General features: G+C 65.8%; 27 protein-coding genes and 1 pseudogene. 10 read left to right on the top strand and 18 right to left on the bottom strand.

All coding sequences use genetic code 11. The features are described from left to right. The first annotated feature begins 304 nt into the window (after positions 1-304). Positions 305-2,380 carry a M3 family metallopeptidase gene (locus B7G53_RS21095; protein WP_255250116.1) on the top strand — a complete coding sequence of 692 codons (2,076 nt, stop codon included), beginning with the start codon at positions 305-307 and terminating at the stop codon, positions 2,378-2,380. Positions 2,381-2,402: 22 nt separating this feature from the next. Further along, a complete protein-coding gene (locus tag B7G53_RS21090; protein WP_096671405.1) occupies positions 2,403-3,056 on the top strand; it encodes a glutaredoxin domain-containing protein in 654 nt (217 codons plus the stop codon). Positions 3,057-3,086: 30 nt separating this feature from the next. On the opposite strand, the gene otnI is transcribed toward B7G53_RS21090, so the two are convergent. The 6 genes from otnI to rpiA form a co-directional block, all read right to left on the bottom strand. Beyond that, entirely contained in the window at positions 3,087-3,920 is an 834-nt protein-coding gene (gene otnI, locus B7G53_RS21085) for a 2-oxo-tetronate isomerase (RefSeq protein ID WP_096671403.1), read from the bottom strand. A gap of 87 nt (positions 3,921-4,007) precedes the next feature. Continuing rightward, the gene (locus B7G53_RS21080) at positions 4,008-4,682 is read right to left on the bottom strand and encodes a class II aldolase/adducin family protein (RefSeq protein WP_096671401.1); all 675 of its coding nucleotides are present in this window, start codon (positions 4,680-4,682) and stop codon (positions 4,008-4,010) included. Between the two features lie 94 nt (positions 4,683-4,776). Continuing rightward, the gene (gene otnK / locus B7G53_RS21075; RefSeq protein ID WP_096671399.1) at positions 4,777-6,048 is read right to left on the bottom strand and encodes a 3-oxo-tetronate kinase; all 1,272 of its coding nucleotides are present in this window, start codon (positions 6,046-6,048) and stop codon (positions 4,777-4,779) included. After that, a complete protein-coding gene (ltnD, locus tag B7G53_RS21070) occupies positions 6,045-6,935 on the bottom strand; it encodes an L-threonate dehydrogenase (protein ID WP_096671397.1) in 891 nt (296 codons plus the stop codon). Before ltnD ends, otnK begins: the two co-directional genes overlap by 4 nt. Positions 6,936-7,104: 169 nt before the next feature. Continuing rightward, positions 7,105-7,878 (bottom strand): FadR/GntR family transcriptional regulator, encoded by a 774-nt coding sequence (locus tag B7G53_RS21065; RefSeq protein ID WP_096671395.1) that lies wholly within the window; start codon positions 7,876-7,878, stop codon positions 7,105-7,107. 60 nt (positions 7,879-7,938) lie between these two features. Then, positions 7,939-8,610 (bottom strand): ribose-5-phosphate isomerase RpiA, encoded by a 672-nt coding sequence (rpiA, locus tag B7G53_RS21060; protein ID WP_096671393.1) that lies wholly within the window; start codon positions 8,608-8,610, stop codon positions 7,939-7,941. 87 nt (positions 8,611-8,697) lie between these two features. On the opposite strand from rpiA, the gene B7G53_RS21055 reads away from it, so the two are divergent. Beyond that, positions 8,698-9,750 (top strand): quinone-dependent dihydroorotate dehydrogenase, encoded by a 1,053-nt coding sequence (locus B7G53_RS21055; protein ID WP_096671411.1) that lies wholly within the window; start codon positions 8,698-8,700, stop codon positions 9,748-9,750. 355 nt (positions 9,751-10,105) lie between these two features. On the opposite strand, the gene B7G53_RS21050 is transcribed toward B7G53_RS21055, so the two are convergent. From B7G53_RS21050 to B7G53_RS21040, 3 genes are all read right to left on the bottom strand, one after another. Beyond that, positions 10,106-10,546 carry a helix-turn-helix domain-containing protein gene (locus B7G53_RS21050; RefSeq protein WP_176491437.1) on the bottom strand — a complete coding sequence of 147 codons (441 nt, stop codon included), beginning with the start codon at positions 10,544-10,546 and terminating at the stop codon, positions 10,106-10,108. A gap of 283 nt (positions 10,547-10,829) precedes the next feature. Continuing rightward, entirely contained in the window at positions 10,830-11,087 is a 258-nt protein-coding gene (locus B7G53_RS21045; protein ID WP_096671391.1) for a hypothetical protein, read from the bottom strand. A gap of 10 nt (positions 11,088-11,097) precedes the next feature. Further along, on the bottom strand, positions 11,098-11,316 hold the full coding sequence (locus tag B7G53_RS21040) for a SlyX family protein (protein WP_096671389.1): 219 nt from the start codon (positions 11,314-11,316) through the stop codon (positions 11,098-11,100). Positions 11,317-11,465: 149 nt separating this feature from the next. Here B7G53_RS21040 and B7G53_RS21035 point away from each other — a divergent pair, with 149 nt between their 5' ends. Further along, the gene (locus B7G53_RS21035; protein ID WP_096671387.1) at positions 11,466-11,885 is read left to right on the top strand and encodes a DUF3597 domain-containing protein; all 420 of its coding nucleotides are present in this window, start codon (positions 11,466-11,468) and stop codon (positions 11,883-11,885) included. 54 nt (positions 11,886-11,939) lie between these two features. Beyond that, entirely contained in the window at positions 11,940-12,191 is a 252-nt protein-coding gene (locus B7G53_RS21030) for a GlsB/YeaQ/YmgE family stress response membrane protein (RefSeq protein ID WP_096671385.1), read from the top strand. 50 nt (positions 12,192-12,241) lie between these two features. On the opposite strand, the gene B7G53_RS21025 is transcribed toward B7G53_RS21030, so the two are convergent. The 5 genes from B7G53_RS21025 to B7G53_RS21005 form a co-directional block, all read right to left on the bottom strand. Next, a complete protein-coding gene (locus B7G53_RS21025; protein ID WP_176491436.1) occupies positions 12,242-13,345 on the bottom strand; it encodes an NAD(P)/FAD-dependent oxidoreductase in 1,104 nt (367 codons plus the stop codon). Positions 13,346-13,349: 4 nt separating this feature from the next. Beyond that, entirely contained in the window at positions 13,350-13,538 is a 189-nt protein-coding gene (locus B7G53_RS21020) for a hypothetical protein (RefSeq protein ID WP_096671381.1), read from the bottom strand. A 46-nt stretch (positions 13,539-13,584) separates the two neighbouring features. Next, on the bottom strand, positions 13,585-14,625 hold the full coding sequence (locus tag B7G53_RS21015) for a histone deacetylase family protein (RefSeq protein WP_096671379.1): 1,041 nt from the start codon (positions 14,623-14,625) through the stop codon (positions 13,585-13,587). A 41-nt stretch (positions 14,626-14,666) separates the two neighbouring features. Next, the gene (locus B7G53_RS21010) at positions 14,667-15,515 is read right to left on the bottom strand and encodes an N-formylglutamate amidohydrolase (protein ID WP_096671377.1); all 849 of its coding nucleotides are present in this window, start codon (positions 15,513-15,515) and stop codon (positions 14,667-14,669) included. Between the two features lie 150 nt (positions 15,516-15,665). Continuing rightward, a complete protein-coding gene (locus tag B7G53_RS21005; protein ID WP_096671375.1) occupies positions 15,666-16,625 on the bottom strand; it encodes a tripartite tricarboxylate transporter substrate binding protein BugE in 960 nt (319 codons plus the stop codon). A gap of 130 nt (positions 16,626-16,755) precedes the next feature. On the opposite strand from B7G53_RS21005, the gene B7G53_RS21000 reads away from it, so the two are divergent. Continuing rightward, complete coding sequence (locus tag B7G53_RS21000) at positions 16,756-17,682, top strand: LysR substrate-binding domain-containing protein (protein ID WP_096671373.1); 927 nt, start codon at positions 16,756-16,758, stop codon at positions 17,680-17,682. A gap of 36 nt (positions 17,683-17,718) precedes the next feature. Here B7G53_RS21000 and B7G53_RS20995 read toward each other — a convergent pair whose 3' ends face one another. Continuing rightward, complete coding sequence (locus B7G53_RS20995; RefSeq protein WP_096671371.1) at positions 17,719-18,612, bottom strand: LysR family transcriptional regulator; 894 nt, start codon at positions 18,610-18,612, stop codon at positions 17,719-17,721. 103 nt (positions 18,613-18,715) lie between these two features. On the opposite strand from B7G53_RS20995, the gene B7G53_RS20990 reads away from it, so the two are divergent. Further along, the gene (locus tag B7G53_RS20990; protein WP_096671369.1) at positions 18,716-19,174 is read left to right on the top strand and encodes a multidrug/biocide efflux PACE transporter; all 459 of its coding nucleotides are present in this window, start codon (positions 18,716-18,718) and stop codon (positions 19,172-19,174) included. Positions 19,175-19,187: 13 nt separating this feature from the next. Here the strand turns inward: B7G53_RS20990 and B7G53_RS20985 are convergent, their stop codons facing one another. From B7G53_RS20985 to B7G53_RS20975, 3 genes are all read right to left on the bottom strand, one after another. Continuing rightward, on the bottom strand, positions 19,188-20,015 hold the full coding sequence (locus B7G53_RS20985; protein ID WP_096671367.1) for a metallophosphoesterase family protein: 828 nt from the start codon (positions 20,013-20,015) through the stop codon (positions 19,188-19,190). Beyond that, positions 20,015-20,983 carry a diacylglycerol/lipid kinase family protein gene (locus tag B7G53_RS20980; protein WP_096671365.1) on the bottom strand — a complete coding sequence of 323 codons (969 nt, stop codon included), beginning with the start codon at positions 20,981-20,983 and terminating at the stop codon, positions 20,015-20,017. The genes B7G53_RS20985 and B7G53_RS20980 overlap by 1 nt, the downstream gene beginning before the upstream one ends. 100 nt (positions 20,984-21,083) lie before the next feature. Further along, positions 21,084-21,800 (bottom strand): SIMPL domain-containing protein, encoded by a 717-nt coding sequence (locus B7G53_RS20975; protein ID WP_441339012.1) that lies wholly within the window; start codon positions 21,798-21,800, stop codon positions 21,084-21,086. Positions 21,801-22,073: 273 nt separating this feature from the next. Here B7G53_RS20975 and ompR point away from each other — a divergent pair, with 273 nt between their 5' ends. From ompR to B7G53_RS23305, 3 genes and pseudogenes are all read left to right on the top strand, one after another. Further along, entirely contained in the window at positions 22,074-22,811 is a 738-nt protein-coding gene (gene ompR / locus B7G53_RS20970; protein WP_096671361.1) for an osmolarity response regulator transcription factor OmpR, read from the top strand. A 77-nt stretch (positions 22,812-22,888) separates the two neighbouring features. Beyond that, positions 22,889-24,286 (top strand): ATP-binding protein, encoded by a 1,398-nt coding sequence (locus tag B7G53_RS20965; protein WP_096671359.1) that lies wholly within the window; start codon positions 22,889-22,891, stop codon positions 24,284-24,286. A gap of 230 nt (positions 24,287-24,516) precedes the next feature. Further along, positions 24,517-24,618 (top strand): annotated as a pseudogene (locus B7G53_RS23305) (IS1595 family transposase); the annotation flags it as partial.

Genomic DNA, 24,618 nt, shown 5'->3' with positions numbered 1-24,618 from the left:
GCCCGGCAAGGCTTTGCAACGCTGCGCATGGTCTTTTTGGCCGCAACCCGGAGGGAACGTGGTTAAAACAGCGCCACTCGTTGTTGCACTCCTAACTCAGCCGCCCAGGCTGAGCGTCGTCGCGCGCCTAGATTGGCGCTGTTTTAACCACGTTCGCACTTGTATAAATAGTGTGAACAGGCCCTAAGCCGGCAGCGGCGTGATCCGCCTGGCCCTGGCCGGCGAGCGCGGCATTTTCCTTTTTTGTCTCGCGCGTCCCCTTTAGATCGGGTGCCTGCGCCCACAACTGATGAATATGACCACCTTGACCGCCTCCAACCCGCTTCTCGATTTCTCCGGCCTTCCCCTGTTTGACCGCATCGCACCCGAGCATGTGGGCCCTGCGGTCGACGTGTTGCTGGCACAGGCCGAAACCGCCCTCGAACGCGTCACTGCGCCGGACTTTCCGGCGCGCTGGGCGGACATTGCCGGCGTGCTGGACGTGGCCACCGAAAACCTGGGCCGGGCCTGGGGCGCGGTCAGCCACCTCAACAGCGTGGCGGACACCCCCGAGCTGCGCGCCGCCTACAACGCCGCCCTGCCGCGCGTCACCGAGTTCTGGACCCGCCTGGGCGCCGACGAGCGGCTGTACGCCAAGTACAAGGCCATCGATGTGGCGTCGCTGAACCCCGAACAGCGCCAGGCGCACAAAAACGCCGTGCGCAACTTCGTGCTGTCGGGCGCCGAACTCCTCGGGGCGGCCAAGGAACGGTTTGCCGCCATCCAGGAGCGCCAGGCCGAACTGAGCCAGAAATTCAGCGAAAACGCGCTCGACGCCACTGAGGCTTACGCCTACTACGCCCGCGAAGACGAACTCACCGGTGTGCCGGCCGACGTGGTCCAGACGGCGCGCGCGCAGGCCGAAGCCGAGAGCAAGGAGGGCTACAAGCTCACGCTGAAGATGCCTTGCTATCTGCCGGTCATGCAGTTTGCCGACAGCTCCGCCCTGCGCGAAACCCTGTACAAGGCCTACAGCACGCGCGCCAGCGACCAGTCGCCGCCGGAGTTCAGCCGCTTCGACAACAGCGCCGTGATGCAGGAAATCCTCGCGCTGCGGCTGGAAGAAGCGCAGTTGCTCGGTTACCGCAATTTCGGCGAGGTCTCGGTGGTCCCCAAGATGGCCGATTCGCCCGAACAGGTGATCAGCTTCCTGCGCGACCTCGGCCAGCGCGCCAAGCCCTACGGCCTCAAGGACGTGGCCGACCTGCGCACCTTTGCCGCGGAAAAGCTGGGACTGAAAGACCCGCAGCCCTGGGACTTCACCTGGATCGCCGAAAAACTCAAGGAAGCGCGCTACGCCTTCAGCGAGCAGGAGGTCAAGCAGTACTTCACCGCGCCCAAGGTACTGGCCGGCCTGTTCAGGATTGTCGAGACGCTGTTCGAGGTGGCGATCCGCCCCGACACGGCGCCCGTGTGGAAGCCCGGCGTCGAGTTCTACCGCATCGAGCGCAACGGCGAGCTGGTGGGCCAGTTCTACCTGGACCGTCCGGCGCGCACCGGCAAACGCGGCGGCGCCTGGATGGACGATGTGCGTGCCCGCTGGCTGCGCCCCGACACCGGCACGCTGCAGACACCGGTCGCGCATCTGGTCTGCAACTTTGCCGACGGCGTGGGCGGCAAGCCTGCCCTGCTGACACATGACGACGTGACCACGCTGTTCCACGAGTTCGGCCACGGCCTGCACCACATGCTGACCCAGGTCAACGAGCGCGATGTCTCCGGCATCAGCGGCGTCGAGTGGGACGCGGTCGAGCTGCCCAGCCAGTTCATGGAAAACTTCTGCTGGGAATGGGATGTGCTCAAACACATGACGGCCCATGTGGACACCGGCGAACCGCTGCCGCGCGCCCTGTTCGACCGGATGCTGGCGGCCAAGAACTTCCAGAGCGGCATGCAGACCCTGCGCCAGATCGAGTTTTCGCTGTTCGACATGCTGCTGCACACCGAGTGGCAACCTGGCGGCGACGTGATGGCGCTGCTGGCCGGCGTGCGCGAGGAATACGCCGTGATCACCCCGCCGCCCTACAGCCGCACGGCGCACACATTCAGTCACATTTTTTCCGGCGGTTATGCGGCCGGCTATTACAGCTACAAATGGGCCGAAGTCCTCTCTGCCGACGCCTATGCGGCCTTCGAGGAAAGTGCACAAAGCGCCACACCTGCAGGTATAAACACCGACGCCGATGCCGGGTCCAGCCCCGTTAATCTGGAAACTGGCAGAAAATACCGCCAGGCCATTCTGGAGGCCGGCGGCAGCCGCCCGGCGATGGAGTCGTTCAAGGCCTTCCGCGGCCGCGAGCCTTCCATCGACGCGCTGCTGCGGCACCAGGGCATGGCGTGAGTGACCTCAAACGGAGTGATGCATGACCTCGAACACTATCAAATTTGTAGCAGTTAGCGCAGTATTGACGCTGGCTGCCGGCACATTTTCTTCTCTTTCCCAGGCCCAGCCGGTCTACCGCATCGTCGGTCCGGACGGCAAGGTCACCTTTTCCGACAAGCCGCCCCCGGCCACCGGCAATGCCAGGGTGACGGCGGCCGGTGCCGACGGCGCCCGCGGCATCGCCACGGCGTCGCTGCCGTTCGAGCTGCGCAAGGTGGCCGGCCAGTACCCGGTCACGCTGTATTCGGGCGAGAACTGCGGCCCCTGCGCCTCGGCCCGTTCCCTGCTGACCACGCGCGGTGTTCCCTACACGGAAAAAACCGTCTCGACCAACGAAGACGCGCAGGCGCTGCAGCGCATCAGCGGCGACAGCTCCCTGCCGTTTCTGACCATAGGCAGCCAGCAGCTCAAGGGTTTCTCGGATGCGGAATGGACGCAGTTCCTCGACGCGGCGGGTTACCCCAAATCGTCGGTGCTGCCGGCCAGCTACCGCCAGCCCCCGGCCAGCCCCCTGGTGACGGTGGCGCCGACGCCCGCACCGGCCACCACCGCGGCCGCGCGGCCCGGCACGCCGGCCGCGCCTGCCACCCCGGTGACCCCTCCGCCGAGCAATCCTGCCGGCATCCGTTTCTAACGATTCAGCGGGGCACCGCGTCGCTGGCGGTCAGCGCGGCAGCCAGCCGAGGCCTGCCGACGTGCCCCCGGGCTGGCCGCCCTGTTTCGGCTTGTATTCGCAGCCGATCCAGCCGTCCCAGCCGCAAGCCGCGGAGACCTCGTCGATCACAGCGAACAGATAGGGGTAGTTGAGCTCCCCGATGTCGGGCTCGTGCCGCTCCGGCACACCGGCGATCTGGAAATGACCGACGGCCCCGGTCGGCAGGTAGTGGCGGATCTTGGTGGCCACATCCCCCTCGACGATCTGGCAGTGGTACAGGTCCATCTGCACCTTGAGGTTGGGCACACCCACCTCGGTCACGATCTCGTGCGCATGGTCCTGCCGGTTCAGGAAGAAGCGCGGCACATCACGCGTGTTGATCGGTTCCATCAACACGTCACGCCCGTGTTTCGCCGCCTCGGCCGCCGCCCAGCGCAGGTTGGCCACATAGACCGGCCGGACGTCCTCACGTTCCTGCCCTGCGGCAACCAGGCCAGCCATGAGGTGAATGCGCGGGCAGTCCAGCGCCTCGGCATAGGCCAGGGCCAGCAGCACGCCGGCGCGGAACTCCGCCTCGCGGCCCGGCACGGCGGCCGTGCCCTTGTCGCCGGCTTTGTCCCAGGCCTGGGCAATGGAGGCTGCATCGGTGCCGCCGGGTGGCGCGTTGAACAGCACCTGCTGCAGGCCGTTGGCCTTCAGGCGTGCGGCCAGTTCCTGCTGGCTGAAGGCGTAAGGAAAAAGATACTCCACCGCCTTGAAGCCGTCTTTCGCGGCCGCTTCAAAACGGTCCAGGAAGGGCAACTCGGGGTACATCATGGACAGGTTGGCGGCGAATTTCGGCATGGTCGTCTTCTTGGAAATGCTATGGAATGAATAGCTGCTTGCGCAGGTATATAAAGGGCTAGAGGTCGATTTGACTCAAAAAACGAATTACCAGCGGGCGCCGAAGGTCTGGCGCAGCTCCTCGATCTGCGCAGCGCTCAAGGGCTGCACCGGAACGCCGTCCAGGCACAGGAGGCGGGCGGTTTCCTCGAGTTCTTCCAGCACGGCCATGGCCGCCGCCGGGCTGTGGTGCCAGACATTGGGGCCCAGCCGGGCCAGCATCACAGCGCGTATCGGTGTGCCCTGCCGGCCGTAACGCGCGATCGCCTGCGCCACCAGCGCCGCCGCCGCCGGGTCGCCCGGGCGGTGGTAGCCGATGACCGGCACATGGCCGACCTTCATCACGAAATAAGGCGTGAGTGCCGGCAACAGTTCCTCGCCCGTGGCACGCAGGCTCAGCGCCACGCAATGGGTGCTGTGGGTGTGGATCACGCAGCGCGTCGCCGGGTCAAATGCGGCCGCTGCCGCGTAAATGCCGGCGTGCAGCGCGATGGTTTTGCTGGCCGTGTCGCCGCTGAGCTGCTTCGCATCGGCGTCGAGCCGGGCCAGCCGCGCCGGGTCCAGGAAACCCAGGCAGGCATCGGTCGGCGTGATCAGGAAACCACCGCCCGCCGAGGCGTCGAGCCGCACGCTGATGTTGCCGGCCGTGGCATGCACATAACCGCGGTCGAACAGGCTTTTGCCGACGCGGCAGATCTCTTCCCGGGCCTGGTTTTCGGTCAATGCAGTCATGCCGCCCGCCGGGCCGCCCCAAGGGGGGCATAGGCCCCCTCGGGGGGCAGTGCAGCCGCAGCGCGGCAAACGTGGGGGTCGTAGTTCATGCCAGCATCGTAAAGGCTTTGGTGAAGAAGTCGTCGGTGCCGAAGTTGCCCGACTTCAGCGTCAGGTGCAGGCCTTCATTTGGAGCAAGCTCGCACAGGGCATGACACCAGGGCACACCGGGATCGATTTGCGGGCCGATCTGCAGCTGCGTGATGCCCAGCGCCTGCACGCAGGCACCCGAGGTTTCACCGCCGGCCACCACCAGTTGCCGCACACCCAGCTGCACCAGGCCGCGCGCCACCGCGGCCAGGGTGCGTTCGACCATGGCGCCGGCTTCCTCTACACCGAGGCGGCCCTGTACCGCCTTCACGTCGCCGCTGTCGGCGGTGGAATACACCAGCACCGGACCGCGCGCGAGCAAAGGCTGGGCCCAGGCCAGCACCTCGGCCGCCACATCGGCGCCCGAGGCGATGCGCAGCGGGTCAATCGCCAGGGTGGGATGGCCCTGCTTCATGAAGTCCAGCACCTGCCGATTCGTCGCCAGCGAGCAACTGCCCGACACCACCGCCTGCAGGCCGCGGGCGGCCGGCAAACGGCTGGCCTGATCCGAGGGCGTGATGCCGAAATTGGCCGGCAGGCCGATGGCCACACCGGAGCCGGCCGTGACCAGCGGCAGGCCCTCAAGTGCCGGACCCAGGCGCAGCAGGTCCTCGTTGGACACCGCGTCCACGATGGCCACGCCCACACCTTCTGCCTGCAGTTGCGCCATGCGTTCGCGCACCGCCGCCGCGCCGCGCGCCACCACCTTGTGGTCGATCAGGCCGACACGCCGCTTCGTCTGCGACTGCAACACCCGCACCAGGTTCGCGTCCACCATCGGCGTCAGCGGGTGGTTCTGCATGCCGCTTTCATTGAGCAGCACATCACCAACAAACAAATACCCCTTGAACACCGTGCGCTGGTTGTCGGGGAAAGCCGGCGTGGCGATCGTGAAGCCGGTGTTCAGCGCGTCCATCAGCGCCTCGGTCACCGGGCCGATGTTGCCGCGGGCCGTGCTGTCGAAGGTCGAGCAGTACTTGAAATAAATCTGCTGCGCGCCCTGGGCCTGCAGCCAGGCCAAGGCAGCCAGCGATTCAGCAATGGCCTGGTCGGCCGGCACGGTGCGCGACTTCAGCGCGACCACCACGGCGTCGACTTCGGCGCCCAAGGGCCCGGCAGGAACGCCAATGGTCTGCACCACCCGCATGCCGGCACGCACGAGGTTGTTGGCCAGATCGGTCGCACCCGTGAAATCGTCGGCAATACAGCCGAGGCTGATAGCACTCATGGCTTTTTCGGCAGTTCAATGCCCGGGAAAATCTTGATCACCGCACTGTCGTCCTCTTTCGCAAAACCGGCGGTCGAGGCCTGCATGAACATCTGGTGCGCGGTTGAGGAGAGCGGCAAGGGAAACTTGCTGGCGCGTGCCATGTCGAGCACGATGCCGAGGTCTTTCACGAAAATGTCCACCGCCGACAGCGGCGCGTAGTCGGCCGCCAGCACATGGGCCATGCGGTTTTCAAACATCCAGCTGTTGCCCGCGCTGTGCGTGATCACCTCGTACAGCGCGGCCGGGTCCACCCCTTCGCGCAAGCCCAGCGCCATGGCTTCGGCGGCGACCGCGATGTGCACACCGGCGAGCAACTGGTTGATGATCTTGACCTTGCTGCCGGCGCCGGCCGCGTCACCGAGCTTGTAGACCTTGGCGGCCATGGCGTTGAGCACGGGTTCGGCCCTGGCATAGGCCGCCGGCACGCCGGAACTCATCATCGTCATCTCGCCGCTGGCGGCTTTGGCCGCGCCGCCGGAAATGGGCGCGTCGATGTAGAGCAGGCCGAGCTCGGCCAGGCGTTTTTCCTGCGCCATGGACCAATTCGCATCGACCGTGGAACACATCACGAACACGCTGCCGGGTTTCATGGCCGCCGCGCAGCCGCCGGGGCCGTACAACACAGCCTCGGTCTGCGCGGCGTTGACCACCACCGACACGACCACGTCGCAGGCCGCCGCCAATTCGGCCAGCGAGGCACAGGCCACCCCGCCGCCTTCGGCAAAAGCCTGCGCCACGCCGGGCCGCACGTCAAACACATGCACCCGATAACCGGCGCGGCGCAACGATTGCGCCATGCCGCTGCCCATGGCACCGAGACCGATCACACCTGCTACAAGACTCATCACATCGCTCCTTCAGCCCAGGTCATTTTTGAATGTTGATTTTTTGGAATCTGCCCGACGCCAACAAGCCGAACAGCGCTTGAAAACATGGCTTATTCATATGGTCATCATACAACTTACACTTCAGGGTTCTCTTGCAGGTTTTCCCGAATCAGGCAAGGCGAACGGCTCAGTGCCGAAGGGCGTCGGACAGAAGAGCGCTGGCCAGCTGCACGCCCTCCTGCTGCCAGAAAGCCGGATCGGCCTGCTCGATGCGGCGGATCGCGTTGTCCATGTGGCGGGCCGCGGCCTGGCGCGCCTGCAGGGAGTCGCCGGCCTCGATCGCCTGGGTGATGGCTTCATGCTCCTCGCGCACCTGGCCGGCAAAGTCGGCCCGGCGCGCCTCGTTGGCGCGCGTGACACGGGTGACGCCGCGCAGGAACTGGCGCAGGTAGTCCAGCGTGCTGATCAGAAACGGGTTTTGCGCCGCGTCGGCAATCGCGCGGTGGTAGTTCACGTCTTCGTCGGCACCGTCGCCGCCGGTCTTGACCGCCTGGTCGAGTGCCGCCATCGCCTGGCGGATGCACTTGATGTCGGCCGCCGTGCGGCGCTGCGCGGCCAGCGCGGCGACCTCGGCCTCCAGCGCGCGGCGCACCTCCACCATCTGGATGACCGCCTGCATGGACGCGGCCGAACGGGTGTCGAAGTTCAGCGGCGCAAAGGCGGCCCGCTTCACAAACACCCCGCTGCCCTGGCGCGACTCCACCAGGCCCAGCGACTTCAGGCGCGAGACGGCCTCGCGCACCACCGTGCGGCTGACCGCGAACTGCTCGACCAGCGCGGCCTCGGTCGGCAGCTTCTCGCCCGCCGCCGGCCGGCCGGCGCGAATTTCGGCCGACAGGGCCTCGGCGACCTGTTCGGACAAGTGAACGCCGGGCGTGATGGACTGGAAACGGTGGCTCATGGGAATCCGGAAAATTTGTCGTACAACTCTACAACATCCGGCCCGCCGCTTCCGCGAGATTTAAAACACCAGGGTCTTGACGCCCACCTCGGTGCCCAGCAGGCAGACATGCGCCTTCTGGAGGGCAAACACCCCGACCGTCACCACCCCGGGCCACTGGTTGACCTCGGACTCGAAGGCCAGCGGCTCGGTGATCTTCAGGCCGGTCACGTCCAGGATGTGCTGGCCGTTGTCGGTGACCAGCGGCGCGCCGTTTTTCAGCCGCAGGGTGGCGCTGCCGCCCAGCGCCGCAAACTGGCGCCGGATGCGCTGCGCCGCCATCGGAATGACTTCCACCGGCACCGGGTAGTCGCCCAGCGTCTGCACCAGCTTGGACTCGTCGGCAATGCAGACAAACTTGCGCGACTGGGCGGCCACGATTTTTTCGCGCGTCAGTGCCGCGCCGCCGCCCTTGATCATGTAGCCGGCGCGGTCGATCTCGTCGGCGCCGTCGATGTAGACCGCCAGTTCCTCGACATCGGCCGCCTCAAACACCGTGATGCCGAGCGCCTGCAGGCGTTCGGTGGAGGCCACCGAGCTGGACACCGCGCCGGCAATCGTGTCCTTGATGCCGGCCAGTGCGTCAATGAACTTGTTGACGGTGGAGCCGGTGCCGACACCGACAATGCTGCCGGGTTCGACATAGGCCAGGGCGGCCTGGCCGACCAGTGTTTTGAGTTCGTCTTGGGTCATGGCGATCCGGGAATAAAAGGGATGGGAAAGGGATGGATGGGGTTTGCGACAATGCAGCCTGCCGCACAGAACAACACAAATTATCCAATGTCCCTGCTCCCCTACGCCCTCGCCCGCCCTTTTTTATTTGGTCTGGACCCGGAAACCGCCCATGAACTGACCATGGCCTCGCTGGCCGGCACGCAGCGCACGCCGCTGGCGCTGGCCTACTGTTCGGGCCGGGTGGACGACCCCCTCACGCTGGCCGGCCTGACCTTTCCCAACCGCGTCGGGCTGGCCGCCGGGCTCGACAAGAATGCACGCTGCATCGACGGGCTGGCCGCCATGGGTTTCGGCTTTGTCGAAGTCGGCACCGTCACGCCGAAAGCGCAGCCGGGCAACCCCAAGCCGCGCATGTTCCGCCTGCCGCAGGCCAACGCACTGATCAACCGGCTCGGCTTCAACAACGACGGGCTGGACGCCTTCCTCGCCAATGTGCAGAAGTCCGGTTTTCGCAAGCAGAAGGTCAAGCACCCGCTGCTGCTGGGCCTGAACATCGGCAAGAATGCCGCCACGCCGATCGAGAACGCGGTGGACGACTACCTGATCTGCCTCGATGGTGTCTACCCGCATGCCGACTACGTGACCGTCAACATCTCCAGCCCCAACACCAAAAACCTGCGCGCGCTGCAAAGCGACGAGGCGCTGGACGCCCTGCTGGGCCGCATTGCCGAGCGCCGCGAAACCCTCGCCCGGCAGCATGGCAAACACGTGCCGATTTTTGTGAAGATTGCGCCCGACCTCGACGAGGCGCAGGTCGAGGTGATTGCCGCCACCCTGAAGCGCCACGGCATGGACGGCGTGGTGGCCACCAACACGACGCTGAGCCGCGAGGCCGTCAAAGGCATGCCCCATGCCGAAGAAGCCGGCGGCCTCAGCGGTGCGCCGGTGCTGGCCGCCAGCAACCGCGTCATCCGCCAGCTGCGCGCGGCGCTGGGTAAAAGTTTCCCCATCATCGGCGTGGGCGGCATCATGAGCGGCCGGGACGCCGTCTCCAAGATCGAGGCCGGCGCCGACGTGGTGCAGATCTACACCGGGCTGATCTACAAGGGGCCTGGTCTCGTCACGGAAGCGGCGCTGGCCATCAAAAAGAGCCGATAGGGCCTGTTCACACTATTTATACAAGTGCGAACGTGGTGAAAACAGCGCCAATCAAGGCGCACGACGACCGCCAGACCGGGCGTCTGGCGTAGGAGTGCAACGCAGAGTGGCGTTGTTTTCACCACGTTCCCTCCGGGTTGCGGCCAAAAAGGCCATGCGCAGCGTTACAAAGCCTTGCCGGGCGTCAGCCCGGCTGCATTTTGCGCCTCGCGCATGGCCTTTTTGACTCGCAACGCATCTTGCATAAATAGTGTGAACAGGCCCCCGCCCAACAGGGATGGGCGCAAGCAGCTCCATTTTTTATAGCAGATCGGCACCACCACCGGCGCTTTCTGGCAGAAGGCCGTACGGCTCTTCAGCCCGGTAATTCAGCCAGCCGCTTTGCCGCTTCCAGCTTGCCCATTTTCCGCAGGCTCGCAATCGCCGGCAGCTGGCTGGCGCGGGGACGGGTCTTGCCCTCTTCCCACTTGTAGACGGACTGCACCGACACGTTGAGGAGTCTCGCAGTCGCGGCCGCGGTCAGCCCGAGCCGGCGCCGCTGGGCGGCGAGCCCCTTGGCGCTGAAGCGCAATCCGTTGCCGGCGCCCTCTTCGGCTTCCTCGGGCGCAGACGCCTTTCTGCCGGACCTGAGCACGCGGCTCAGCTGCTTTTCCAGGGCCAGCACACGCCTTTTCAGGGCGGCGATATCGCTGCGGTGTTGCGACGACGCTTTTTTCAGCGGCTGGGTTTCCGCGCGGGCGTCCTTGCGGGCAACCCGGGAAATTTCAGCTTTGAGAACAGTAGCGATATTGGGCACGTCGGGAATCTCCTTGCTGCATGGACGATGGCTTCTCCTCCGATTGTAGGAGGCGCGGATGACAAACCGCATTGTGGACCATCCCTCGGGCTTGGCGGGGACAGGCGACCGGGCACTGCCAGCGGCCACTTGCAAGCCTCCGTCGGCATGCGCCGCGACAGGTGCAGGCCACACCGATGCTACACATTTGATAGCTTACTGCGCTTATCCACCATGGGCTGGCGATCGATTCCGGCATCATGGGCGGCGTCACCGCCGAACCCGAGCGGGCCTGCGCCCTGCCTCAATCGGGCACAAACTGTTGCTTGAACCGCAACTCGTCTTCGGCCAGCTCCAGCGTGACCAGCTGGCCCATCTTGCCGTCGACGGTCCGACAGGCCGCGAACAGACTGGCCTTGCCCTTGAAGTTGTAGCTGTCCAGGTCGATCAGCATGTAGGGGTAAGGCACAAACACCTGGTGCAGGAAGATGCTCCGGTGCCGATTGCGCGGCGACGGAAACAGCTTGTAGTCGTCGGTGGTGATGCTTTTTGCAGTGGCCATGCGGTGTGTATCAGTAATGCGGCGGCAGGTCGTCGCCGGCGCGGGTCAGGGTGGCGGCGCCGGCCTCGGGCAGTTGCTGGCGCAGCTGGCTGAGCTCGCGCATCAGCAGGTCGATTTGCTGCTGCTGGCGGACGATGACCTGGTTGAGCTCGTCGAGCAGGTCTTCGGCGAAACTGGCCTTGATCTCCAGGTCGGTCAGGCGTTTTTCAATCTCGGTGGCGGTTTCCATACCCTCTATTGGACACGAGTTCGCGGCTGGGGCCTGAACAGGCCCCAGCGCACCAGCCGCTTTCCTACACGCAAATACGCCGGCGTCCTCTGCTGCCTGCGGAGCGCCCGCGCCATCATGAACGCTTTACTTCTTTGACTGGAACCATCATGAGCATTCTCGGCAAGATCTTCGGCAAAATTTTCCCGTCGGCCCAGGCTGCACAGCCGCCAGCCCCCGCTGCACCGTCCAGCGATGACGTCGCGGCCGCCGCCGCGGCAGCCGGGGCGGCCAGAGCGGCCGCCGCCACTGCCGCACCGGCCCCGATGGCGCAGATCGACGTGGAAGCGCTGCTCAACGACATGGCGCGGAAAAACCCGGAAAAGCTCAACTGGAAAACCTCCATTGTTGACCTGATGAAGCTGCTGGACCTCGACAGCAGCCTGGGCGAGCGCAAGGAACTGGCGAAAGAACTGGGTTACACCGGCGACACCAGCGACAGCGCCGCCATGAACATCTGGCTGCACCGCCAGGTCATGAACAAGCTGGCCGCCAACGGCGGAACAGTCCCGGCCGACCTGCGGGACTGAGCGGGCCTTCCGCGCCAGCCCTTCCCTTCAACCTTTTTTCTGGAACACACATTCATGGGCATTCTCTGGACCATTCTTATCGGCTTTATCGTTGGCCTGGTCGCCAAATTCCTGATGCCCGGGCGTGACCCGTCCGGCTTCATCATCACGGTGCTGATCGGTATCGTCGGTTCGGTCCTTGCCAGCTACCTGGGCGGGGCCTTGGGCCTGTACCAGGTCGGCGAGTCCGCCGGTTTCATCGCGGCCGTGCTGGGCGCCATGCTGCTGCTCTTCATCTACCGCATGGTGAGCGGCAAACGCGGCTAACACGTCGCAATCAAAAATGGCTGCAGCGCCCGTGTATCGGGCGCTTGCAGCTATTTTTTTGGGAGCAATGCGCTGACATGGCGGCCGATCGCGAGCGCACTGGTCAGGCCCGGCGACTCGATGCCGAACAGGTTGACCAGACCTGCCACGCCGTGTTCGGCCGGTCCCTGGATCAGGAAGTCCCGGGCGGGCTGGTCGGGCGCCTGGATCTTGGGCCGTATGCCGGCATAACCGGCGAGCAGCGCGCCATCGGGCAGGCCCGGCCAGTACTTGCGCACCTCGGCGTAAAACGCGTCGCCGCGTCGCGGGTCCACCACCAGGTCGTCGGGCGAGTCCACCCACTGCACGTCAGGACCGAACTTGGCCTGGCCGCCGAGGTCCAGGGTCAGGTGCACACCCAGCCCGGCCGCCTCGGGCACCGGGTAAATCAGGCGGCGAAACGGCGAGCGGCCCGACAGCGTGAAGTAGTTGCCCTTGGCGTAATGGCTGGGCGGCACATGCTGCGCATCCAGCCCGTCAAAGCGACTGGCCAACGCCTGCGCCTGCAGGCCGGCGGCATTGACCACGCTTTGTGCGGCCAGTTCGGTGCCGTCTTCTGCTATCAGAACAATCGCTGATGGCGCACAGTGCGCGCTGGCCAGCGGCGCATTGAGTACCACCATGCCGCCGGCGTTCTCAAGGTCGCCCTGCAGCGCCAGCATCAGCGCGTGGCTGTCCACAATGCCGGTGCTGGGCGACAACACGGCCGCCACGCAATCCAGCTCGGGCTCCAGCGCCTGCGCCTGCTCGCGCGTGAGCAGCACCAGGTCAGGCACGCCGTTGGCGGCGGCTTTGGCGATGATGGCCTGCAGCTGGGGAATCTGCGATGCCTGGGTGGCGACGATCAGCTTGCCGCAGCGGCTGTGGCCGATGCCGCGCTGCGCGCAGTAGTCGTACAGCAAGGCTTTGCCTTCCACGCACAGCCGCGCCTTGAGCGAGCCCTGCGGGTAATAAATGCCGGCGTGGATCACCTCGCTGTTGCGCGAGCTGGTGCCGGTGCCGATGGCATCGGCCGCTTCCAGCACCATCACCTCGCGCCCCTGCAGCGCCAGCGCACGGGCCACGGCCAGCCCGACCACACCCGCGCCTATCACCACCACATCCACGCTGTCCATCAACCTAGAAACCGCAGTTGAACGCGCCCGAGTGGGCCGTCATGGGGTGGGCTGGCAAGGCGCGACAACGCTGCGGGCTGATGCCCGCGAGGAGGAGCAACGCCGTCAGCGCGCCCCAGGGCGGCTCAATCGGGTGCGTAGCGCTGTCACCCCAATGGCGGCGGTTTTCGGGTTTGAAAAAGTAAGTGTTCATGCGGTTTAGCCAGCGACAAGCAAGCGATCAACTGTGGATTCTAGGTTCAATGCCCCTGTTCAAAACCGTCGATGACCTGGACCGCATTGCTGCCCAGCGCCTCGGCCGCGTAACCGCCCTCAAGCACAAACACCGTCGGCAAGCCAAGCGCCGCCAGGCGCCGGCCCAGCCGGCCGAAGTCGGCCGCCTGCAGCGCAAAGGTCGAGATCGGGTCGTCCGCGAAGGTGTCCAGCCCCAGCGACACCACCAGCGCCTGCGCGCCGTGCCGCGTGATGCGCCGGCAGCCCTGCTCCAGCGCGTCGAACCAGGCGCTGGCCGGCGCGCCCGCGGGCAGCGGCAGATTCAGGTTGAAGCCCAGGCCGGCGCCCTCGCCCGCCTCGTCGGCATGGCCCAGGTAAAACGGGTACTCGGTCAGCGGGTCGCCGTGCAGGCTGACAAACAGCACGTCGGCGCGATCGTAAAAAATGCTTTGTGTGCCGTTGCCGTGGTGGTAGTCCACATCGAGCACGGCCACGCGGTCTGCGCCGCCCTGGCGCAAGGCCTGCGCCGCAACGGCGGCGTTGTTCAGAAAGCAGTAGCCGCCCATGAAGTCGGCACCGGCGTGGTGGCCGGGCGGACGGCTGCAGCAGAACACCGCACCCACGCCTTCACCGATCAGCGCCGCCGCGCTGGCGGCCGCATCGGCGCCGGCCTTGGCGGCCAGCCAGGTGCCGGCCGACAGCGGCGAACCGTTGTCCATCGAATACAGGCCCAGGCGTGCAGTGAAGTTGGCCGGCTCGACGTCGCTGCGCAGGCTGCGCACCGGCCAGACCGACGGAAAAGGCTGGCGGGCCGCGTTGCCGGGCTCCAGACGCAGCCAGTTCTCCCAGGCGTGCTCGAGAAACGCGAGGTAACGCGCGCTGTGCACCTGGCCCAGCAGCGCGCGGCTGTCGAGATGCGGCGCGCGCAGTTCGTGGCCGTGCTGCAGCAGGCGCTGCTGGACAAACGCGCCGCGCGCCGGGGTTTCAAAACAGGGCACACGCTCGCCCCGGAAAAACTCGAAGGCGGGCGCATGCAGGGCGTGCAGGTCGCTGAACAGGGTGATCATGGCCAGGGATTATCCGCGAGCCCTGCCACTCACCAGGGCGGCTACAGCTTGCGCGGGTCGGTGGCCAGCAGCACGTGCACCAGCGAGCGCAGGCTGGCCTTCAGGGGCACAGCCCCTTCGTGCATGTCCAGCGTCTGCTCGTCCATGTAGAGCTTGCGGTTGACCTCGAGCTGGATGCTGTGGCGCTGCTGCAGCGGCTCGCCATAACGGCGCACGAGTTCCACGCCTTTGTAGGGGTGGTTGTAGGAAACGCTGTAACCCAGGCCCTGCAGGTGCTCACACACCAGACGGGCCAGCGGCTCGCTGGAGGTGGAACCATCGCGGTTGCCGACCACGAAGTCGGCATGCGCCTCGCCCGGGAACTCGGTGGCATGGCTGGACGCGATGGCCGGCATCGAGTGGCAGTTCAGGTGGATGCTGTAGCCGTGGCGCTGGTGCGCGCTGTCGATGGCCTGGGCCACCGCCGCGTGGTAGGGCTCCCAGCAGCGCGCAATCCGCGCCTGCACTTCGGCCACGCCGAGCTTGCGCGCGTAAATGGCCTCGCCGTCATCGGTGGTGCGCCAGATCAGGCCCTTGCCCAGCCGCACCTTGCTCATCACCTTGGTGTCGGTGGACACGGCATCGGGCCAGGGCTCGTCAAACAGGCTGACGTCGATCTCCGAGGTGTCGCGGTTGGCGTCGAGGTAGCTGCGCGGAAAAAAGGCCTCGACCCAGCCCGCGCCCAGAGCGTGGGCGAAGTCGTAGAGTTTTTCGACATGGGTGTCTTCGGCGCGGCGCAGGGTGGGCAGCGCGCAGGCGTAGGCAAAGTCGCCGGGGTAGTCGGTCCCGCTGTGGGGTGAATCGAGCACCAGGGCCGTGGTGCCGGGCAAAGAGCGGAGAAATGGGGTCATGGTTTTGATTGTGGTCCGGTCGGCACCCCTGCGGTGGCCATGTCGGCCAAGGCCATGTTGTGGCCGGGGGTGCATGGAGGCCGGCCACAGCGCGCAGGCGCTGCGGCCGGCTCCTTCCGCTTTACTCGAAGCTGATTTGCTCGATGCTGATTACTCGATGCTGATTTTTGCGAACTTCGCAATGCGCTTCATCTTGTCGATTTCCTTCTTGATCTGCGCATCGAACTCGGCCGGCGTGGTGCCGGAAGCGAACAGCCCCTGGGCGGCCAGCTTGGTGCGCACGGCGGGCTCCTGCAGGGCCTTGACCACGGCCTGCTGGATGCGGTTTACCGCGGCGGCCGGGGTGCCGGCAGGCGCGACCAGGCCGAACCAGGACGGGTCATTGCTGGAAAACAGCGAAAGTTCCGCGTAGGTCGGCGTGTTGGGCAACACGTCCAGGCGTTTGTCCCAGGACACGGCGATCGCGCGCAGCTTGCCGGACTGGATGAAGGGCAGCGAGGCGGCCACCTGGTCGAAATACACCATCACCTGTCCGCCAACGACGTCGTTCAGGGCCGGACCCGCACCGCGGTAGGGAATGTGCACCATGTAGGTGTTGGTCGTGCTTTTGAACAGCTCGCCCCACATGTGGCCGATGGTGCCGTTGCCGGGCGACGCGTAGCTGAGCTTGCCAGGGTTGGCCTTGAGGTACTTGATCAGCTCGGCAAAGTTGGCGACCGGCAGCGCGGCGTTGACCACCACCACACCCGGCGCCTTGACGAGTTCGGTCACGGCCACAAAGTCCTTGATCGGGTCGTAAGGCAGCTTCTTGTAGACGGCCGGATTGACGCCATGCGTGGACAGCGTTGCCACGCCCAGGGTCAGGCCATCAGGCGCGGCCTTGGCCACTTCGGCCATGCCGATGGAACCACCGGCACCACCCCGGTTCTCGACGATGACCGGCTGGCCCAGCACGCGCGCCAGCGCCTCGGACACCACCCGGGCGGTGATGTCGGTGGCGCCGCCCGGAGGAAACGGCACCACCAGGCGCAAGGGTTTGTTCGACTGTGCCCAACCCATTCCTGGGAGTACTGAAGTAGCGGCGAGTGCGATGAGGTGGCGTCTTTGCATGATGATCCTTTTCAAAATGAATTTGTGAATCCATTGTGTAGCAGGAGTGATGCCGGACGAGCGCGACTACCCGTGAAGTCTTCGACTGGGTTCAGTCCAAATTGGAATGAACCCAGTTTAAAATCGGGCGATGAAACGCCTCCAGCCGCCGATTCACCTGCTCCGCGCCTTCACGACCACCGCGCGTTTCGGCAGCGTCTCGCGCGCCTGCGAGGCCTTGCACCTGTCGCAAAGCGCCGTCAGCAAACAGATCAGCGAGCTCGAGCAGCTCACCGGCGTGTTGCTGTTCGAGCGCATTCGCCAGCGCCTGACCCTAACGCCCGCCGGTGTGCGTTACGAGGCTGCCGTGCGGCCGGTGCTGGCGCAGCTGGAAGCCGCCACGCTGGAGCTGATCACCAGCGGCGACGGCGGCGGCGCCCTGCACCTGTCCACCCTGCCCACCTTTGGCGCCAAATGGCTGATCCCTCGGCTGCCGGCCTTCCAGCGCCAGCATCCGCAGATCGAACTGCACTATGTGCCCTATGCCCAGGGTTATGACTTCCAGCGCGAAGACCTGGACTGCGCCATCCTGTTCGGCAACGGCACCTGGCCAGGAGCCCGGGCCGACTACCTGACCGGCCGTGAAGTTGTGCTGATCGCCCCGCCCGGGCTGCCGGCGCAACCGCCGCTGCGCCAGGCCCAGGACATCACCGGTTTCACCCTGCTCCAGCATGTGAGCGTGCCGCACGCCTGGACCCACTGGTGCGCGGCGCACGGCGTCAGCGGCGTGAACACACTGATGGGCCCGCAGCTGGACCAGTACCACAGCCTGATACGCGCGGTGCGGGCCGGCATGGGCCTGGCGCTGGTGCCGCATTGCCTGGTGCAGGACGACATCGCCGCCGGCCTGGTGGCCACGCCGCTGGACGACGGCTACAGGGACGAGATGGGTTACTACCTGTGTTACCCCGAGTCGCGCAGCCACCTCAAGCCGTTGGGCGCCTTCCGGCAGTGGCTGCTGGGCGAGGTCGGCAAGGCCACGCCCGCCAGTGCGGCGCCGGTGAACGCTATCAAATAAAGAGCTGCCGGCGCCCGATTCATCAGGGCTGGAGCCTCATTTTGCTTGCAAAAGGGGCGGTACCGGCGGCGCCAGCATTTCCTGCAGCAGCCAGGTGCCGGCGCGGCCCAGCGGCCGCTGGCGCGACCAGACGGCATCCACCGGCACGCGCTGCGGCCAGCCGCGCGCGGCCAGCTCGGTGAGTTTGCCGACGGCAAAACGCGTGACCATCCAGCGCGGAATGGCGGCCCAGCCGAAACCCAGCACCGCCATCTCCAGCAGCATCAGGTAGCTGGGCGCCGACCAGGAGCGGCGCGCCGCCGGCATGACCTGGTCGGCCCGGCCCAGGTAGGTGTCCAGCCGCAACTCGCGGTGCCGGGCCAGCAGTTCGGGCGTGATGTCCGTCATGCCGGCCAGCGCGTGGCTGGTGGCGACAAACAGCGCGATCTCGGACTGCTCGGCAATCGTGGCTGCACCGATGTCGGGCGGGTACGCCCCCTGGGCGCCGACCACACCGATGTGGGCGCGCCCGGTCTGCACCAGCGACACCAGGTCGCCGTGTTCGGCGATCAGGCACTCGAACTCCAAGTCCGGAAAACGCTGCTCGAACGCCGTCAGCATGTCCTCGAAGCGGTCCGACTGGTAAGTGTCGGACCAGACCACGCTGAGCCGGGCTTCGAGGCCGCCGCCGAGCTGGCTGGCCGACAGGTCGAGCCGGTCGCTGGCGGCCAGGATCTCCTGCACCTTGCCCAGCATCACCCGGCCGTGTTCGGTCAGCGCGGGTTTGCGGCTGCTGCGGTCGAACAGGCTCAGGCCGAGGTCGATCTCGAGGTTGGCAATGGCGGTACTCACGGTGGACTGGCTCTTGCCGAGCTTGCGCGCGGCAGCCGAAAACGAGCCCAGCGCGGCGGCTTCGGCAAAGGCGGTCAGGGCTTCGGGGGAATGGCGCATGGCGGTTATCTATCTGTTTTATAGATATTAGAAAACTTTAATGTATTGGAATTAGCGATAAAAATCGAGTGATCCCCTTCATTGCAGCCCCCATCAATCCGTCATGAACCCCAGCCTTCAAAAGTCCGTCAAGGAACGTTTTTTCCACGCCCTCGGTTTCGAGGTGTTGGCGATTGCCCTATGCGCGCCGCTGGGCGCCTGGCTGCTCGGTTATTCACTGGTCCACATGGGGCTGCTGACCCTGATGATTTCGCTGATCGCCATGGCTTGGAACATGCTGTTCAATGCCATGTTTGACGGCGCCCAGCGCCGCCTGGGGTTCCGGCGCACGCTGGGCGCACGCGCCGTGCATTCGGTGCTGTTCGAGCTCGGCCTGATCCTGGCCGTGGTGCCGCTGGCGGCCTGGTGGCTGGACATCGGGTTGTGGCAAGCCTTTGTGCTGGACATCGGCATCGTGCTGTTTTTCCTGCCCTACACCTTTGCCTTCAACTGGAGCTACGACCACTTGCGGGAAGTCATCGTAGCCCGGCACCTGCGCAAGAAAGCGTTGTCGGCCGCCTGATGCGTCCGCAGATTCAGATAACCACCGCGCGGTCCAGCACCAGCTCGCTGGCATGCGCCACTTCAAAACGCCCTGCACCGCCAGCGCTGCGGTAATCCCAGCGTTCGAGCCGGCCCGCCAGCGGGTGAGTGCCTGGGTCGCACAACAGCAGGTTCACGGAGTTGGGGGCCTCGCGCCGGATGCGTGAGGACAGCGCGGTACCGGCCTGCACGCACCAGAGGCGCCGCGGCAGGCCATCCACGCAGGAGGTCAACTCGCAGACATAAGGCAGGTGGATATGCCCCCCCATGACAATGTCCGCGCCGGCCGCGGCCCAGGCGCGCACCGCCGGCTCCCAGCCGCGCAGGCGGTCGTGTTCATCCTCGGCGCGCGGCACATACACCGGCTGGTGCACCACCACCACGCGCAGTTGCCCGGGCGCGGCCTGGCGCAGGCGCGCGGCCACCCGTTCGATCTGCCGGTCCGACACCTCGCCATTTTTGTGCCGCCAGCGCCGCGTGGTGTTCACCGCGGTCAGTTGCAGCCAGGCGGTGTCCAGCACCGGCTCCAGGCTCGGCCCGAAGGCCTGCAGGTAGCGCGCATAAGGCGTGACCAGGCGCTGCCAGGGGTTGAACAGCGGGATGTCGTGGTTGCCGGGCAGGGCCAGCATTTGCGGGATCTGCAGGCGTTCACAAAATGCCCGCGCCGCGCCAAACTGCGCCGCCGTCGCACGTTGCGTGATGTCGCCTGACAGCACCAGCACGTCGGGGCGCTGCTGCCGCGCCAGCGCCACCAGCGCCTCCATCACCGGCGGCTGCGCCGTGCCGAAATGGGGGTCGGAGATCTGCAGCAGCTTGTGCATCAGGCCACTTCCACCCGGTCGGCCAGCGCGGGAACCATCAGCAGCAGGGGCTGGTCGGCCACCTCGAACACCAGCGGCGCCTGCATCCAGCTGACCTCGCCATCGGTGGCCACCTTGACGCGCCGGCGCCCGCGCGGCGTGACGGTCAGGCGGCGAAACGAAAAGCTGTGGATGTTGTCGGCATCGCCGAGCCGCCCCAGCAGGCCGCGCAGCAGTAGGCCGAACAGCGCCAGCGTGCCGATGGGGCGCACCACCACCCCGGCCAGTTGGCCGTGCACCACCGCATTGGCGTCTTTTTCGGCAATGCCCACACGTGTGAGCTGCAGGTGGTTGTTGCCAACAAACAAGGTCGGCGTGCGCAGGGCGGCTACCTGGCCGGCCGATTCGATCTGCAGGTGCAGTTGGCTGCGCGTCTGCAGCAGCGACGCCATGCCCGAGACAAAAGCCACCAGGCGGCTGCGGCCGAACTGCTGCTTCCAGGCTTCCCTGTCCTCCAGCAATTGCGGGTACAGGCCCAGACTGGCATTGACCAGAAACAGCCGGCCATTGACCTGGCCGACCTGGACCGGCGACACGCTGGCACCGACCAGGGCCCTGGCCGCCGCCTCGGTCTCCTGCGGGATCGCATGGACACGTCCGAAATAATTGAAGGTGCCCTGCGGCAGCACGCCGAAGGGGCAGCCGCTGCCCAGCACGGCGCGGGCCACGGCATTGATGGTGCCGTCGCCGCCGGCAGCCACCACCACGCCACCCTGGGCCTTGGCTTGGCGCACAGCGTGGCGTGCCACCTCATCGATCTGGTCGGGTGTGTCAACCGCCAGAAACTCGAACTCGCGGCCGGCCTGTGTGAACACACGGGCCATCACGGCCTGTTCATCGTCGCTGTTGTGGTGGCCGGAGCCAGCATTGATGACAATCAACAGGGGGCCCCGGCGCGCGGCGTCTTGCGCCAGAAAATGAACATTCATGCCCAAAAGCTTACGGGCCGGCGCTGCTTGCGTCTGTCAGGCAAATGCCCTTCCGCCGCGTCCGGCTCGCCCGACCGGATCGCCGGCTGGTGGCGGGTCGTCACTTCATCTGCACGGAGCCCGACACGTTGACCAGCACGGTGCTTTTGCCGGCTTCGACCGGAATTGCCGAATCCGACATTGCAGCCTTGGCTTCCATGGCCATCATGCGCGGACGGATCGGGCCCTGGTCGTTGGCGTTGATAGCGACTTCCCGCAGCGTGTAACCGGAAAAACCGAAGCCCCGGGCGATCTCGCCGGCCTTGGCCTTGAAGCGCTCGATTGCCTGCGCCTGGGCATCACCCTCGACGCGGGCACGGGCCTCGCGGCTCAGCGCAAAACCGACGTTGCCCAGGTTCAGTGTCTGGACCTTGCCGGCCGCCGCCGTGATGCGCGCAAAGTCCCGGCCTTCCAGCACCATCTCGGTGCTGCCCTGCCAGCCGCTGATCTTGCCGTCCTTGCCATGACGCGGGTACAGGCTGAAGTTGCCGGTGCGCACATCCATCAGGCCGGGCTGGGCGGTTTTCCTGGCCTCGGCCAGTGCCGCCTCCAGGGCCAGCTTGAGCTGGTTTTGCACCGTGGCGGCATCGCTGCCATCGCGCGTGGTCGTCATCGCGATGGACAGCAGGTCCTGCTGCACTTCGACGGCCGCACTGGCCGACAGCTGCGCGACGTTTTGCAACGGGGCAAAGGGTCCGGGCAGCTGGTTCTGGGCAAACAGGCCGGTGCTGGCGACCAGCAGCGCGCAGGCGGCGAAGAGGTGGGTGGCTTTTTTCAAGGCGTCACTTTCAGTTGAATTAAAAAACAGCTGGCGCGCGAAACAAGCCGCACCACCGGCAAAACGATAAGCAGCTTTCAATGTCCGGCATGTCAGCATCGGCCGCCAAAGGTTGCCATCCGAAGGCCCAGGCCTGCCATTGGCACGCATCCATCCCTCATCGTGCTTGCCCACAACTGCAACTTCTGTAACAGTCTGTCAAAGTGCACGAAAAATCTCGAATCCGCGTTTTTAGCCCGCAGAATCGGCTCTGTTACAAATTACGATCGCCTTATGACACAAGCTAGCAACTCAACCCGCGCTGACAAGATCCTGATTCTTGACGACGATGCCCGCATCCGCGACCTGCTGCGCCGCTACCTGACGCAGGAAGGCTTTGAAGTCATCCTGGCCGAAGACAGCAAGGCGCTGAACCGCATCATGATGCGCGATGCCGTGGACCTGATCGTGCTCGACCTGATGATGCCCGGCGAAGACGGCCTGTCCATTTGCCGGCGCCTGCGCGCCGCCAACGACCGCACCCCCATCATCATGCTGACCGCCAAGGGCGAAGACGTGGACCGCATCGTCGGCCTTGAGGTCGGTGCCGACGACTACCTGTCCAAGCCGTTCAACCCGCGCGAATTGCTAGCGCGCATCCATGCCGTGCTGCGCCGCCGTCCCGCGGTCGAAGTGCCGGGCGCACCCTCCAGCGAACAGGAAGTGGTCAATTTCGGGCCCTTCAGCTTCGACATGGGCTTGCGTACCCTGCAGAAAAATGGCGAGGAGCTGCCACTGACCACCGGCGAATTCGCCATGCTCAAGACGCTGGTGCGGCACCCACGCCAGCCGCTGTCCCGCGAAAAACTCGCGCAACTGGCGCGCGGCCGGGAGTTCGAGCCCTTTGACCGCAGCTTGGACGTGCAGGTCTCGCGCCTGCGCAAGTTGATCGAGGTGGACGCTGCGGCGCCCCGCTACATCCAGACCGTGTGGGGCATAGGCTACGTCTTCGTGCCGGACGGCACGAACTAAAGCGCCACTTGCCACCGGACGCCAGACTCCCCTCAGGCTGACCGGGCCGACCCACCTTCCCGCCCCCAAGTCCCCGAATGCAAGGCACACGCGCCGTCCACCTGGAAACTGCCCCCGTCGCACTGGAAACCGCTCCCGCGCCGCTGGAGATGCGTCCGCGCGTCGGCCTGAGCCTGTTCTGGCGCACCTTCCTGTTCCTGTCGCTGCTGCTGATTGGCTGCATCGTCGCCTGGCTACAGACCTTCCGGGCGCTGGAATTCGAGCCGCGCGCCGTGCAAAGCGCCAGGCAGCTCGCCTCGCTGGTCAACCTGAGCCGTGCGGCGCTGAAATACTCCGACTCCATCACCCGGGTCTGGCTGATCAAGACGCTGGCCGAGGAAGAAGGCGTGCGCATCTCGCCGCGCGAACCGCGCGACAAGTTCGAGCATTTTGTCAACGATCCCTTCAGCGAGCGCATAGGCGACGAACTGACGGCACGCATGGGCGAAGGCACGGTGGTGGCCCGATCCGTCAACGGCGTGCCCGGCCTGTGGGTCGGTTTCAACATCGACGGCGACGCCTACTGGCTGCTGACCGACCCTTCGCGGCTGGGCCCCCTGCAGGGCGGCACCTGGCTGATCTGGCTGATCACCGCGGCCATCCTGTCGCTGGTCGGCGCCGCGCTGATTGCGCGCCTCATCAACCGGCCGCTCAAGCAGCTCTCGTTTGCCGCCAGCCGCATGCGCGACGGCGACTTCGACGCCAGCCTGCTCGACGAGCAGGTGGCGACCAGCGAGATCCGCGAGGTCAACATCGGCTTCAACCGCATGGCCGAGCAGCTCTCCAAGATTGAGGAAGACCGCGTCATCATGCTGGCCGGCATTTCGCACGACCTGCGCACGCCGCTGGCGCGGCTGCGGCTGGAAACAGAAATGAGCGTGGCCGATCCGGAGGCCAGGGCCCACATGGCCGCCGACATCACCCAGCTCGACGCCATCATCGACAAATTCCTGGACTACGCCCGGCCCGACCCGCCGCAGTTGGCGTCGGTGTCGCTCAATGCCATCATCAAGGCGGCCGTCTATTCCGTGGGCGAATACACCGACATGCGCGTCAACGTGACGCTTCCGGGCCAGGTGGTGGTGCTGGCCGACGAGGTGGAGCTGTCCCGCGTGATCGCCAACCTGCTGGAGAACGCGCGGCGTTATGGCAAGACGCCGTCAACCGGCATCGCCGTGGTGGACATCGCCGCCAAGGAACGCGACCAGTGGGTGCTGATCAAGGTGCGCGACCACGGCACCGGCGTCGCGCCGCAGGCCCTGAACAACCTGACCAAGCCCTTTTTCCGCGGCGACGCGGCCCGCACCGCCGCCACCGGGGCCGGCCTGGGCCTGGCGATTGTCGAGAGAACCCTGCACCGCATGGGCGGCTTGTTCGCACTGGCCAACACCAGTTCGGGCGGGCTGGCTGCGCACATCAAGCTAAGGCGTGGTTGACCCCCACGGTCGCTCACTGCGTGTAGCTCCCTGCCCCCCGAGGGGGCCGCTGCGCCTGCGGGCCGGCAGAGCCGGACCCGCGGCCCCGGCTTGAAAAGATCCCCGCATCCGTTGGGTGCGCGCGATGATGCATTCAATCGCGCTCCAGCCCTTATCTGACGATCGCAATCAGCTATTAAAACAGGGGCTTAGGAAGCAAAGTTCACAGTCAAGTGAGCTAAGTTCCTATGGTGGTTCAGAAAAACCGGTATTTCAGGCGTTCCAAACTCAGTGAAGCAAAGCTGCGTCAAATCCTGCGCTACTTTGCGATGGATTTGACGGCGACGGACTGC

The organism is Polaromonas sp. AET17H-212, from assembly GCF_002379085.1.
In the GTDB taxonomy this organism is placed as follows: domain Bacteria; phylum Pseudomonadota; class Gammaproteobacteria; order Burkholderiales; family Burkholderiaceae_C; genus Polaromonas.
Note: the sequence above shows the minus strand (reverse complement) of the source record. Positions and strands in the feature narration are given on the sequence as shown.

What these genes read in the sequence shown, in the direction of transcription:
- B7G53_RS21090 (WP_096671405.1), top strand. Translation starts at nt 2,403, where the DNA reads ATGACCTCGAACACTATCAAATTTGTAGCAGTTAGCGCAGTATTGACG.
- otnI (WP_096671403.1), bottom strand. Translation starts at nt 3,920, where the DNA reads ATGCCGAAATTCGCCGCCAACCTGTCCATGATGTACCCCGAGTTGCCC.
- otnK (WP_096671399.1), bottom strand. Translation starts at nt 6,048, where the DNA reads ATGAGTGCTATCAGCCTCGGCTGTATTGCCGACGATTTCACGGGTGCG.
- ltnD (WP_096671397.1), bottom strand. Translation starts at nt 6,935, where the DNA reads ATGAGTCTTGTAGCAGGTGTGATCGGTCTCGGTGCCATGGGCAGCGGC.
- B7G53_RS21065 (WP_096671395.1), bottom strand. Translation starts at nt 7,878, where the DNA reads ATGAGCCACCGTTTCCAGTCCATCACGCCCGGCGTTCACTTGTCCGAA.
- rpiA (WP_096671393.1), bottom strand. Translation starts at nt 8,610, where the DNA reads ATGACCCAAGACGAACTCAAAACACTGGTCGGCCAGGCCGCCCTGGCC.
- B7G53_RS21055 (WP_096671411.1), top strand. Translation starts at nt 8,698, where the DNA reads ATGTCCCTGCTCCCCTACGCCCTCGCCCGCCCTTTTTTATTTGGTCTG.
- B7G53_RS21045 (WP_096671391.1), bottom strand. Translation starts at nt 11,087, where the DNA reads ATGGCCACTGCAAAAAGCATCACCACCGACGACTACAAGCTGTTTCCG.
- B7G53_RS21040 (WP_096671389.1), bottom strand. Translation starts at nt 11,316, where the DNA reads ATGGAAACCGCCACCGAGATTGAAAAACGCCTGACCGACCTGGAGATC.
- B7G53_RS21035 (WP_096671387.1), top strand. Translation starts at nt 11,466, where the DNA reads ATGAGCATTCTCGGCAAGATCTTCGGCAAAATTTTCCCGTCGGCCCAG.
- B7G53_RS21030 (WP_096671385.1), top strand. Translation starts at nt 11,940, where the DNA reads ATGGGCATTCTCTGGACCATTCTTATCGGCTTTATCGTTGGCCTGGTC.
- B7G53_RS21025 (WP_176491436.1), bottom strand. Translation starts at nt 13,345, where the DNA reads ATGGACAGCGTGGATGTGGTGGTGATAGGCGCGGGTGTGGTCGGGCTG.
- B7G53_RS21020 (WP_096671381.1), bottom strand. Translation starts at nt 13,538, where the DNA reads ATGAACACTTACTTTTTCAAACCCGAAAACCGCCGCCATTGGGGTGAC.
- B7G53_RS21015 (WP_096671379.1), bottom strand. Translation starts at nt 14,625, where the DNA reads ATGATCACCCTGTTCAGCGACCTGCACGCCCTGCATGCGCCCGCCTTC.
- B7G53_RS21010 (WP_096671377.1), bottom strand. Translation starts at nt 15,515, where the DNA reads ATGACCCCATTTCTCCGCTCTTTGCCCGGCACCACGGCCCTGGTGCTC.
- B7G53_RS21005 (WP_096671375.1), bottom strand. Translation starts at nt 16,625, where the DNA reads ATGCAAAGACGCCACCTCATCGCACTCGCCGCTACTTCAGTACTCCCA.
- B7G53_RS21000 (WP_096671373.1), top strand. Translation starts at nt 16,756, where the DNA reads ATGAAACGCCTCCAGCCGCCGATTCACCTGCTCCGCGCCTTCACGACC.
- B7G53_RS20995 (WP_096671371.1), bottom strand. Translation starts at nt 18,612, where the DNA reads ATGCGCCATTCCCCCGAAGCCCTGACCGCCTTTGCCGAAGCCGCCGCG.
- B7G53_RS20990 (WP_096671369.1), top strand. Translation starts at nt 18,716, where the DNA reads ATGAACCCCAGCCTTCAAAAGTCCGTCAAGGAACGTTTTTTCCACGCC.
- B7G53_RS20985 (WP_096671367.1), bottom strand. Translation starts at nt 20,015, where the DNA reads ATGCACAAGCTGCTGCAGATCTCCGACCCCCATTTCGGCACGGCGCAG.
- B7G53_RS20980 (WP_096671365.1), bottom strand. Translation starts at nt 20,983, where the DNA reads ATGAATGTTCATTTTCTGGCGCAAGACGCCGCGCGCCGGGGCCCCCTG.
- ompR (WP_096671361.1), top strand. Translation starts at nt 22,074, where the DNA reads ATGACACAAGCTAGCAACTCAACCCGCGCTGACAAGATCCTGATTCTT.
- B7G53_RS20965 (WP_096671359.1), top strand. Translation starts at nt 22,889, where the DNA reads ATGCAAGGCACACGCGCCGTCCACCTGGAAACTGCCCCCGTCGCACTG.